The organism is Subsaxibacter sp. CAU 1640, assembly GCF_023156585.1.
Classification (GTDB): domain Bacteria; phylum Bacteroidota; class Bacteroidia; order Flavobacteriales; family Flavobacteriaceae; genus JBPOFM01.
This window is the reverse complement of the sequence record NZ_JALNMI010000002.1, coordinates 440,946-453,437: the sequence shown is the minus strand read 5'-3', so window position 1 is coordinate 453,437 and position 12,492 is coordinate 440,946. Positions and strand designations below refer to the sequence as shown.

At 35.9% G+C, this 12,492-nt stretch carries 11 protein-coding genes; all 11 read left to right on the top strand.

Annotation, left to right across the window (positions count from 1 at the left end):
• Window positions 1-441 precede the first annotated feature (441 nt).
• The 11 genes from M0G43_RS06620 to M0G43_RS06570 all read left to right on the top strand — a co-directional run bounded on the left by M0G43_RS06620 (window position 442) and on the right by M0G43_RS06570 (window position 12,362).
• A complete protein-coding gene (locus M0G43_RS06620; RefSeq protein WP_248024574.1) occupies window positions 442-900 on the top strand; it encodes a UpxY family transcription antiterminator in 459 nt (152 codons plus the stop codon).
• A gap of 270 nt (window positions 901-1,170) precedes the next feature.
• Window positions 1,171-2,925: an ATP-binding cassette domain-containing protein gene (locus M0G43_RS06615; RefSeq protein ID WP_248024572.1), complete on the top strand. Its 1,755-nt coding sequence runs from the start codon at window positions 1,171-1,173 to the stop codon at window positions 2,923-2,925.
• Between the two features lie 118 nt (window positions 2,926-3,043).
• Complete coding sequence (locus tag M0G43_RS06610) at window positions 3,044-4,069, top strand: polysaccharide pyruvyl transferase family protein (RefSeq protein WP_248024570.1); 1,026 nt, start codon at window positions 3,044-3,046, stop codon at window positions 4,067-4,069.
• The gene (locus M0G43_RS06605; protein ID WP_248024568.1) at window positions 4,066-5,307 is read left to right on the top strand and encodes a glycosyltransferase; all 1,242 of its coding nucleotides are present in this window, start codon (window positions 4,066-4,068) and stop codon (window positions 5,305-5,307) included. Before M0G43_RS06610 ends, M0G43_RS06605 begins: the two co-directional genes overlap by 4 nt.
• Window positions 5,308-5,459: 152 nt before the next feature.
• Window positions 5,460-6,086: a sulfotransferase family protein gene (locus tag M0G43_RS06600; RefSeq protein WP_248024566.1), complete on the top strand. Its 627-nt coding sequence runs from the start codon at window positions 5,460-5,462 to the stop codon at window positions 6,084-6,086.
• A 77-nt stretch (window positions 6,087-6,163) separates the two neighbouring features.
• Window positions 6,164-6,985, top strand: coding sequence for a glycosyltransferase family 2 protein (locus M0G43_RS06595; RefSeq protein WP_248024565.1), 822 nt, complete (start codon window positions 6,164-6,166; stop codon window positions 6,983-6,985).
• Between the two features lie 34 nt (window positions 6,986-7,019).
• Complete coding sequence (locus M0G43_RS06590) at window positions 7,020-7,838, top strand: sulfotransferase family protein (protein WP_248024564.1); 819 nt, start codon at window positions 7,020-7,022, stop codon at window positions 7,836-7,838.
• Window positions 7,839-7,878: 40 nt separating this feature from the next.
• Window positions 7,879-8,841, top strand: a complete 963-nt coding sequence (locus M0G43_RS06585; protein ID WP_317231435.1) for a glycosyltransferase family 2 protein — start codon at window positions 7,879-7,881, stop codon at window positions 8,839-8,841.
• Window positions 8,842-8,885: 44 nt separating this feature from the next.
• Window positions 8,886-9,752 (top strand): sulfotransferase domain-containing protein, encoded by an 867-nt coding sequence (locus M0G43_RS06580; protein WP_248024562.1) that lies wholly within the window; start codon window positions 8,886-8,888, stop codon window positions 9,750-9,752.
• Window positions 9,753-9,996: 244 nt separating this feature from the next.
• On the top strand, window positions 9,997-11,115 hold the full coding sequence (locus M0G43_RS06575) for a hypothetical protein (RefSeq protein WP_248024561.1): 1,119 nt from the start codon (window positions 9,997-9,999) through the stop codon (window positions 11,113-11,115).
• Window positions 11,112-12,362: a hypothetical protein gene (locus M0G43_RS06570; RefSeq protein WP_248024560.1), complete on the top strand. Its 1,251-nt coding sequence runs from the start codon at window positions 11,112-11,114 to the stop codon at window positions 12,360-12,362. Before M0G43_RS06575 ends, M0G43_RS06570 begins: the two co-directional genes overlap by 4 nt.
• Window positions 12,363-12,492: the final 130 nt, after the last annotated feature.

Below are 12,492 nucleotides of genomic sequence, written 5' to 3'. Positions count from 1 at the left end.
GATTTAGGGAAATTACCATTAAGGGTGTAAAAGTAAGAAACATTTGATAGAAGCGAAACAAATTCTTAACTTTTTTGAAACATAACGTTCTTAAAACCAAAACCTTAAATTTCAATTGGTCTAACTGTAAGATATTTACGATGTATGGTAAATTTTGGTTTTTAAAATTATCACACATGACTGAAAGTGATTAAATACATAAATAGAATTGACTTTTTTGAAATTTGGGTTCCTTAAGGTCTCCTTAAGGTCTAGTTAAGGTCTAGTCAAGGTCAACTTAAGGTATTGATGAGGTTAACCAGACTTATTCATAAAAATAATATTACTGATTTATAATTTAGTCAATATATCAAACTCATGAAAATTTAGACATTACAAGCCAAAATTTTAACTTTGCCATTGATTGTTCTCTGATGTAAATCAGGATTTGAAAGATATTATATGCCCTGGTACGTTTTAATAACCAAACCAAAATCTGAAAAAAAGGTTGCCAAACATCTTGAAGATAGAGGCGTGGAGGTGTGCTGTCCTGTGAGGGTGGAGATGCGCCAATGGAGTGACCGAAAAAAAAAGGTAGAAGTGCCACTATTGCCCTCTATGGTATTGGTTAAACTAAACGATGCTGAACGTGCCGTCGTTTTTGAAACTCCTGGAGCTGTACGCTACTTGTTCTGGTTAGGAAAACCCGCCACAGTTTCTGCAGAAGAAATTGAGGCTCTCATGGATATACGCAACAATGGTATGGAGGTTTTAGGTGTCTCTTCAATGTCAGAAGGTGCTGAAATAGATTTAAAAGGTTTTGGTTTAGAACCTGCCAAAGGCACCATTAAATATGTTTCTGGAAATCAGTGTTGGGTCGTATTGCATAATTTAGGCTATGTTATTAAATTGCAAATATGACCTAATTAATATCGTTTAAGTTAAAATTAATCTTAAGAATTATAGTATTTTCGCCGACTTAAGGAGTTATGTGGCAGTACACTTTGCGCTGACTTCTATAAAATTTTACAAGTCAGTATGTTTACAAGTCAGTATGTTAAGTTTTTTTAATGTGACTGATGATGGCGAAGCCGTGGAATTAATGAAAAGTTACTGTCCGAATTCCATAATATAGGGTTCATCACATAAAGACAATCATATTTACACTATGCGAAGCGATTCAAAATTATAATGAAAACAGTCATTAGTACTATAAAATTTATACTCGATGTAGTTCCAAGACATCGAAAATTGAGATTACTGTTGGTGAGTGGTCTTTTAATTGTAAATTCTGTTTTGGAATTGATTGGTTTGGGTGCCTTACTGCCTGTTTTTTCTGTTCTTCTAGAAGACAATGTTATTGAGAAGTATGGTTGGGCCAGATGGATTTATGATCTTTTTTCTTTGACCGACGAACGTCAGTTGATTGTTGTTTTGGCACTCGGTTTATTGTTTATTATCATTTCAAAAAATTTATTGGGTTTATGGATTGCGAAAGTTAATTCAACGTTTTCTCTTAATATGTCTAAAGAATTCGCGTTACGATTACATCGCTATTATTACAAGAAGGGATTCAATTATTTTAAGACTGTAAATTCCAATGTAGTTGTGAGGAATCTACGAACGGCAACTACGCAATTTTCAAATTTTCAGGTGCTTGGGACCTTAAACCTGTTAAATGAGTTATTGGTGCTTACTCTTATCATAGTATTCATCGCCATCTATAATTTCAACATTTTGTTATTGTTGATTGTAACGGTATTGCCTCCTTTCTATATCTTTTATCGCTGGGTACGTATCAGGTCCATTAGATTGGGTGCCTTGAGCAACAAATTAACACCTATTATAGGTAAAAACATGTTTCAAAGCATCTTTGGATATGTGGATGTGGTCATTATGGGTGCTGAAGACCGTTTTAGAGATAAAATCAAAAGCAATTTGAACAAGTTGGTTGATATTGATATTAAGACCGCACTTTACAATCTTGCTCCCACCAGAGTTATAGAAAGTTCCTTAATGCTAGCCATTGTCATCATCATCATATTCGGTATTTATTATTTGCCGTCAAAAGCAGAGCTGATCAAATTACTCGGTCTTTTTGCCGTTGCTGGTTATCGCATTATGCCATCCATCAATAGAATGATGATTGCAATCAATGGCTTGCATCGCTCCCATTGGGTTGTTGAGATTTTAGAACCCTTGAAACAGGATGGTGTTGAGAAAAACCATGTTAAAAATGAAGCCCTTGATTTCAACCATGAACTACGCCTGGAACGGGTGGCATTCAAATATCCTGGAAGCAGCCATTATACATTCAAAAATTTGAATCTTAATATTAAAAAAGGAGAGGTTTTAGGTCTGATTGGTCCATCGGGAGCAGGTAAGACCACTTTAATGAATATTTTACTTGGGTTCTTAACACCAGATGAGGGCGCTTATTATATAGATGATACAAAGTTGGATAGCCGCTATAAAAAGTCTTTTTATGAAAAAGTAGGTTATGTGCAACAACAAGTCTATCTTATTGATGGTACCATAGCCGAGAATGTAGCTTTTGGCTGTAAACCACAAGATATTGATCATGATAAATTGAAACAAGCTATTTCCAGGGCCAATTTGTCAGAGATGGTTGCAGGTTTACCTAAAGGAATCCATGAGATGATTGGGGAGAATGGCACCAAGTTATCTGGAGGTCAACGCCAACGGGTAGGTATTGCAAGAGCCCTCTATTTTGATTCCCAGATTATTTTCTTGGATGAAGCCACCTCGTCATTGGACTCAAAGACCGAACAAGAAATCACGGAATCCATCCAAAGACTTTCAGATGGCAGCTTGACAATTATTATTATTGCCCACCGTATGAGCACCTTGCGTTATTGTACTCGTATTGTAGAAATCAATAAAGATTCCCAGGTTTCAGAAAAGCCATTAGTATCTAAAATTTGAAAGATCGTATACAGACCCATAGCGCTATTGAACATCTCACAGTTCTTTCTTCAATGCTATTCATTCTCTTCAAAATATCCGTTGGCCTGATGTTTTATAGTTTACAAGCAAAGCGCTTATGAAAGTAGCAATTTTAGGCTGGTATCATCAAAATAATGCAGGGGACGACCGTTTGTTATATTGTCTAGAAACCAAATTACACTCTTTAGGGATTAAAGATATCCATGTTTTTATTGCTTGGAATGACTTGAAAAACCGTATTGATGAGATCAACTCATGTGATTTTCTGTTGGTAGGTGGAGGTGGACTTATCTTGAGAAACACCAACGGTCAAATTAAGTCTTTTGAAAACATCAACATTCCTTATGGATTGGTGGGTGTAAGTGTGGATGATGTTGGAACGGACAATGCAGATTTTATTGCCTATTTGTCTAAACAGTCCAAGTTTATTTTAGTGCGCGACACGTTTAGTTATGAAGCTTTTAATAGCCATACCAAGGAGCATTTGTTTTTGGCACCTGACCTGACGTTCTTATATCCATATCAGTCAAAAGATTCAAAGATTATTACCAACAAAGTAGCAGTCTCCTTACGACCTTGGCACGCCAATCCTTTTAAGCAGTATTCCAAAAACTATCATCGATTTAATAGGTGGTCCCGAAGGTTTCCACTCCTACCAAAATTTTTAGGGCTTTGGGATCCTGAAGCTTTTATAAATATATTGAAAACCATTGTGTCGGAACGATTGATTGCTTTCCCTCTTTATATAAATCCAAAAAAAGGGGATGATGTATTGATGTCACAGTATTTGGAATCTTCCCAATCCAAAGATTTTGACATCCATATCTTGCGTCAAAGTGATTATCTCATAGGGATGCGTTTGCATGCTGTCATTTTCGCCACGCAAATGGGTATTCCGTTCATTGCGTTGAATTATGCCTCCAAGGTCAGGAATTATGTAGAAGATTTAGGACTGGCTGATTATATTTTGGAAGTTAAAAACTATAAAGCCATTAATAGTAAAATAGCGCACTTGAAGGCGCATCAAGAAAGCATCTCAAAACAGCTACTATTAAAAACGGATCAGTATGCCAAAGAAGTACACGGCACATTTGATGCCATTTATAAAACCTACATGACATGAAGAAAAGAGGCATGCTCTTTGTCACTAATTTTCATTTTCAGAAGGACGGAAACGGAGGCCATCAGCGAACTTATTTTTTGATTAAGGAATTAGCATTGCATTTCGATCTTTCGGTCATCTCTCCCTATACTCATCAAAGCCCTGCCGTAAAGGATATTGATGCACAGTTTATAGAAAACAAGGGTGTCAAGGCTCAAAAGAAGCTCCAAACAACTATTATCGGCAGAGTTATTGCAAAGTTTTACTCTATTGTGGCCAAAGTGTCCAATCAACCCAACGATTTTGTTCGTAATTATAGCCTTGGTCAACTTCAAAAGCAAATTGACACCTTCGGCAAGAATAGCAATCATAATAATACGCGAATGATTGTTTTTGATACACGAAGGACGGTTGTGCCATTAGACCGTACCCGATGGGACACCCGAATTCTTAATGCCCATAACTTTGATTTTGAGATCATAGAACAGCGTTTGTCCCAGCTTTTGCAACAGCCACAAACAGATCTATCCGAATTACAGATGCATAAGAACGAAATGCTCCATATCAAGCAATTCGAGTTTGATATCGATACCCATTTTGATGAAATTTGGACTTGCAGTGAAAGTGATATTGAGAAATTTAAATTTCATAACCCCAATACCAGCGTCAACTTTGAATGTTTGCCCAATGGTTCAGATACCGACACTCGCACTATGCAACCGATGTCCCATAACTATAAGCATCTCTTGTTTGTTGGGTCACTCAACTATTTTCCTAATATTGAAGGTCTACAGTGGTTTGTCGACACTGTTTTTAGCAAGTTACCTTCGGACTATACACTTAACATTGTTGGGAAATCACCCGATCCTCAAGATTTTCGATTTTTGGAGTCTTATACAAATATCCATTTGATAGGAGAAGTGGATGATGTAGCACCATATTATGAAGCACATGATGCGGTTATTGTTCCCATTCTAGAAGGCAGCGGAACCAGACTCAAGATTTTGGAAGCGTTTTCATATGGTAAATTGGTTTTGAGTACGCCCAAAGGTATTGAAGGCATCATGGCCACAGATGGTGAGCACTATATTGAATTTGAAAACTATCACGATTTTGACATCAAGTTTTTACAAAAGTCAAATAGCTTAACCTTTGAAACCATAAGAAAAGAATCGAGGCAGTTTGTAGAAGATTATTACAGCTGGAAGCATATTGTATCAGACTATTCACAAAAAATATATGATTTAAACTATGGGTAAACATAATAAGAATATTTCTGATAAAATGGCTCTATGCTACGAATGTTGAGAAACATACATATTCAATTAGGTGGACAAAAGATCGGAAATTTCAATTTCTTGAATGGATAATACTCAAAGATTAAAAAAGACATACTATGCAACCACATAATATGAAAGAAAAAATTTTTGGGATTGGTCTTTCACGAACAGGCACAACTAGTTTGACATCAGCACTGGAAATTTTGGGATATAAATCAATACATTACCCTGAATATTATTTCAATTCATTATTTGAACTGAAAATAAATCCTGAAATTCTGCAAGAGTTCGATGCTATGACTGATGTCCCGGTAGCCTTTTTATTCAAGGAATTAGATGACCGTTTTCCGAATGCTAAATTTATACTAACCATACGTGACGAAGATTCTTGGGTCAAATCTGCTTCTAAATTTTTTACAACTCCTGATGGTAGCAGCTCTAAAGGCTGGATTATTGATTTTATGAAATTCTTGCGACCAAGACGTAGCTATTGGAGAAACAAGTATTTGTTGCGAAATTTTATTTATGGTTCTTTTAAGTTCAACAAACAAGAGTATTTAAATAGATATAAAAAACATAATAAAGAAGTCATATCGCATTTCAAAAATGACCCTGACAAACTCCTAATTATTGATTTGATCAATGAATCTAATAAATGGGATAAGCTCTGCAATTTTTTAGATAAAGAAGTTCCAAAAGACCCTTTTCCTCATATTAATAGTTCTAATATTAATGACAGTTCATCTATAAAATTATGAGAAATAGTTCAGAACTTTTAATAATGACTGCCATTATTCTTTAAGACTGATTATTTAGGAATGTTCAAAGAAATTATATGAATCAAAAGCCACTAGTATCTGTCTTGATGACGGTCTATAATAGAGAAAAATACATTGCACAAGCCATAGAAAGTGTTATGGCATCTACTTATGAACAATGGGAATTGCTAATAGTGGATGATCGTTCTAAAGACACTTCGGTAGCGATTGCCAAAGATTATGCGTCAAGAGATGCAAGAATTAAGGTGTATGTCAATGAGCAGAATCTTGGGGATTACCCTAACCGTAACCAGGCGGCCTCTTATGCTCAAGGTAAATATTTAAAGTATGTCGATGCGGATGATATGATATACGAACATACTTTAGAGTATATGGTGAAAATGATGGAGCGATATCCTAGCGCGGCTTGGGGAACGTTCAGCTTTAAACAAAATCCTAAGAAGCCTCACCCCTATGTAATTAAACCTGAAGAACAATTTGCAGGACAATATTTAAATGGCCAAGGTTATTTTTTGAGATCACCATTATCAATTATAATTAAAACGGAAACATTCGTTAAACTGGGTGGTTTTATTGAGCGTAAAATGGTTGGTGATTTTGAAATGTGGCATAAACTAGGAAGTTCTTATGATCTACTTGTAATGCCTCATTCTCATGGTTTTGTTTGGTATAGAACACATGAAGGGCAACAGAGTTCAGAAATAAACAAATTTGAAGGTGAATACAGAGAGATTTCTATTAATTATATAAATTCTGATCACTCTCCGTTGAGCGAATCAGATAGGATATTGGCCTTAAAAGGATTGAGAAAGAGATATTTGATGAGGGTTTTTAAACTTATTACAAAATTTAAGTTCAGTCAATTGAGACACGTTTAAATCATTAAATAACAAAAATACCATTCGGCAACTATTGAAAAACCAAATCCCAAATACAGCTCATTTAATGATTATCGGTGCCATGAAGTCTGGTACCACGAGTTTATTTGATATGCTCAAAAGCCATCCCGAGATATGCCCTTCAAAACCAAAAGAACCAGAGTTTTTTAGTCGTCAAGGCCATCGAGTGCAAGCCAATACCTATTCCGAGTTGTTTGATTTTGATCCCGCCATTCATGTTTATGCCATGGATGGATCCACCGGCTATACCAAATATCCCAGAGAAGCTGACGTGCCCAAACGCATCAAGCAAGCTGGATTGGAACCTAAATTTATTTATGTGGTGCGACATCCCATTGAACGTATTGTGTCCAATTTGAATTATTGGAACAATTTTCCTCAATGGAGTGCACCTATGGACAACCTTGAACATATGGTCGATATTAGCAAGTACCATATGCAATTGTCACAATATACCCAACACTTTTCAAAAGATTCTATTTTGATTATTGATTTTGAGGATTTGATTGGCCAACGAGAAAATGTATTAAGAAGCATCTGTTCTTTTTTGGGAATTTCCACCGATTATAAGAAATCGATGCGTGGAAAATCGAATGTGACTGTTCCAAAAGGCAAGTTGGAGCTATTTATTATCAAACATTTTTCTAAATGGTTTAAATATCTCCCAAAAGGGCTTAAGGCAAGAACTAAAGCTTCCATTACCAAATATTCTAAAACTGAACCTATTAAGTTGACAGAGCTTCAAGAAACACAGATACGCCAAGCGCTCCAAGATGATATGTCTGCTTTTCAGCGTGATTATGGTTTTGACGTCAGTAAATGGGGATTTTAGTTATTTCTAACTGTATGTTCATTTTGTTTTTTATATCATAGTGCTCCCAAAAGTATCTGTCATCATACCCTGCTTTAATTCCATGCCCTTTCTAAAGGAAACGTTGGAATCAGTGATGGCACAAAGTTATTCGCATCTTGAAATCATCGTTATTGATGATCATTCCACTGATGGTTCTCATGAGTATTTGACCACTTTTAGTAAAGATATTATTGTAAGAAAGAATAAGGGTAAAGGGGCCTGTACTGCACGAAATTATGGTTATGAACTTTCTAGGGGTGATTATATACAGTATCTGGATGCCGATGACTTATTGAGTCACCAAAAAATTGAGGCTCAAGTCGAGGCTTTGCGTCAGCATCAAGCAGGCATTGCAGTTTGTAATACCATGCATTTTTATGATAAAATAATAGATGGCAAGATTACAGATACTGACTATCTCTTTACCACCGATGATCCAAAGTCTTTTTTATTGAATCTTTATGGTGCCAATGGATTTCCTAACATGGTCCAGACCAGCGCATGGCTAACACCAAGAAACCTTGTTGAAAAGGCAGGACCTTGGGATGAGAATTTGAGCAAGGACCAGGATGGTGAATTTTTTTGTCGTGTCGTGTCGCATGCTAATCAAGTGATTTATGTTCCCAATATCCTTAACTATTATAGAAAGCATATTTCGGGTCAAAATATTGCGAATCAGAAGCGACGCATTCACGTGGAAAGCCAACTTAAGGCTGTTGACTCTAAAGTTGATCAACTCAAGTCCCTAAAGCATACCAAAGCTTATAAAGCTGCCTTTGCCTTGCAGTATAAGTGGATCGCCATCGATGCCTATCCGGAATTTAAGGATTTATCCAAAAAAGCATGGATTGCGTCCGAATCATTGGGAGGTAGCAATTACTCACCAGTTTTGGGAGGCGCCATTATTGAAACTATTAAATCGGTTTTTGGATGGCGGACTGCAAGAGTCTCATCCTATTGGATTCATAAGATTAAATCATAATATTGAGACATTTAATTTGAAGCCAGACATCATAAAAATAACGTATGAGCAATTTTCCTGATTATATCATCATAGGTGCAGCCAAATGCGGTACTACATCGCTTTGCAATTATTTAGGAGTACATCCAAAAGTCAAAATGACTCAACCTAAAGAGTTGGATTTTTTTGGGAGGGAAGGTATTGAAGAAAAACTTGAGGACTATTGTGAGCATTTCAAAGATAAAAATGGTATTCTTACAGGAGAGGGTTCAGTGTCTTACATGATGTATTCGGAACTTGCGGCCTTGCAGATTAAAACATATGCGCCTGAGGTTAAAATCATAGCCATGTTGCGTAATCCGGCTGATAGATTTTATTCAGACTTTTGGTTCAATATCAACAGAGGTGCCATAGTATATAAAAAAGGGATGTTTGATGGTGTCATTGATAATACCATGCATGTGCCTTATTCGCCTGTGCATAAAATGAGTTATCGCGATAGCTTAATTACCAAAGGTATGTATGCTGAACATCTAAAACATTACTATAAGCATTTTAATAAAGATCAAATAAAGGTCATCTTCTTTGAAGACTTTACCAAAGATTCTACAAAGGTTCTCAATTCAGTCTTTGAGTTTCTTGGCCTGTCTGAAACACAGATTGAGGCTCCACCGAAAGTATATAATAAAACTATGTATCCAGGTAAATTGAATGTAGTATATGTGGCTTGGAAACATGTCAAACCCTATCTGCCCAATCAATTTGTGATGAATCAGCGAGCACGTTTGTCAAAATTGAAGGATTTCTTCTTTACCGAAAAGAAAGCAGAATTCAGCGCCAAATCGAGGGCTAAACTAATTTCCATCTATGCAGATTCTATAGCGGAATTAGAGACTATGCTTGATAAGGATTTGTCGCATTGGAAAAAATAAAAGTTATACTTTCTATGGCAAACAAATTTCAAACTGACCTAAATTCTGGATCGGTAAAAACTGTGGATATAGCTGTTAATCTAAATGTGCGCCTTATTTTTAGTAATCTAGAAAGTACTTATACTTTGTTTTTATTGACAACACTATTTCAAAATTTAACAAACTGAACTCCAAACAAGCTCTTCTTTTTATAACCACCTCCAGTTTAGCAACTAATCCTAGACTGGTTAAAGAGTTTGAATCAATGAAAACGGATTATGACTGCTACGTACTCTATTTTAATCATAACGATTGGAGTTTTGAGCTTTCTGAATCCATTAAAGTACGCAATCCTGAAGTCCATTTTTTTGGAATCGATCGTCATCATGCCCTGCTTCAGACCATTCTGTGCAAAGTAATCCATAAGATTTCCATAGGATTGAGTCGTTTGTTCTTGAAACATTTTAGTATATGTGCGTTTGCGAATAATGATAAGGCTCTGCAATTATGGTTTAAGGCCAGAATGCTTCACAAAAAGCATCATTTTAAACGCGTGATTGCACATAATTTGGGGGCTTTTTATCCTGCAGTGAAACTTGCAAGAATTAAAAGTTTGGATTTACAGCTAGATATCGAAGATTACTATCCAGGTGAAGCGTTGTACTTTAATAAAAAATACGAAAAACAGATTAGGATGTACCTTATGACAAGGAGTTTTTTAAGCGCTGACTTAATTACCTATGCCTCTGAAGGTATCCGATTGGAATGTGAACAGCATTTTAAAACGAAAGCTCAAGCAAAACAAGTTGTCGTTATCAACTCCTTTGATGAGAAGGATTTTAAAAAACCTGAAGAAACTATACGTGATTTGACAAAATGTGTTTGGTTTTCTCAACACATTGGCCCTCATCGTGGATTAGAGCAAGTTTTTGAGTCGGCCTCCAGATTAAAACATGTGGAATTCCATCTTATTGGGAATCTCAATGAGGCCTATATCCAAAAGTTCACCTTGAGTTCCAACATGCTATTTCATCCCGTCATGGAACAGTCTGAACTTCATGATTTTTTAAGTCGAATGGATATTGGGCTTGCTTTAGAAGATCCGAATGCTGATTACAACCGAAATATTTGTTTAACCAATAAAATTTTGGCTTATGCTCAATCGGGCCTCTATATTTTGGCTAGTGATACTTATGGACAGGTTCAATTTTTAAATTCACTGGATTATAACGCTGGATCAATTATAGATGTGTCTTTACAGCATTCGATTGAATGTTTGGATATAAATCTTTTGAACGGAAACTCTAAAATAGAGAGATGGCAAAAGGCACGGCATTTTTCATGGGAAAAGGAACAGCTTAAACTAAAAACTTTGCTATCTTGAAAACGGTTCTTATCATTTATCCGCATTGGGTTCCAGCCAATCTTGCTGGAGTGCAACGCCCTAGACTTATCGGTAATTATTTGAAGCAATTTGGTTGGCAACCAATTCTTTTGACAGTAGAGTCAAAATATTATGAGGAACCATTGGATCCTTTAATGGAAAAAACTGTTTCAGAAGATATTGAAGTCATCTATACCAAAGCTTATAAGGTTTCCAAACCACGTATTATTGGTGATATAGGACTTCGAGCTTTTCCGTTTTTGAAGCGACGTGCTTTGCAGCTCATTGATGAACGAACCATTGATTTTATTTGGATACCAATTCCATCATTCTACACGGCCATTTTAGGACGAAAATTACATGATAAAACAGGCATACCATATGGTATCGATTATATAGATCCTTGGGTTAGGAGTATTAAAAATCAAAATGATTTTAGAGCACGTTTAAGTCAATTTATTGCTCGAAAACTTGAACCGTATGCCATTAAAAAAGCAGCGCTTATTACAGGCGTTTCTACACCGTATTACCAACCAGTTATTGACAGGAATTTTGAATCCGAACCGGAGCATGCAGGTATGCCTTATGGTTTTGACCCTAACGACCATAATATAGTATTGCATGATATTCGATTACCTTGGGAGGGCGAGCCTTTATGCAAACCATGGATATATGCGGGCGCTTTTTTACCAAATTCACATCTTTTTTTAGAATCATTCTTTAAAACTATATCCATTCTTAAGCACGAAAGAAGATGGGATAAAAATATTAAGCTCTTTTTTATTGGGACCGGTTTTTATCCTGCAAAAAGAATAACTTCTTATGCTGAAGACTATGGTTTGGCTGATATTGTTGTTGAACATCGTGAACGTTTCCCGTTTTTACATGTTCTTAATTTTTTATCTAAAGCGGATAAGGTTATGTTATTTGGTAGCACTGAAAAACACTATACAGCATCAAAGACATTTCAATGTTTATTGAGCAAAAGACCATTGATTTCTATGTTGCACGCCAAAAGTTCAGCCGTCAAGGTTATACGAGAGGCCAATGCTGACGACTTCTTGGTGACTTATCGTGAAGGTGATACACTAAAAGACATATCAGAAAAATTAAAACCGATTTTAATAGCATTACAAAATGTATCTGATTGGAACATCAAATTAAATTCATTGGACAAATATACTTCAACTCAATCTGCACGAGTGTTGGCAGAAGGGATGAATAAAGCATTAAAGCGGTCTTATTAAACTAGTATCTATATGCTACTCAAATCACTTTTATTAAGTTAGGCATCATGTTTAATGATTTCCCTTATATTACCAGGTGTTATATCGATTATATTTAACCTTCATTCCATTTGTTTTGACGTCAATGTTT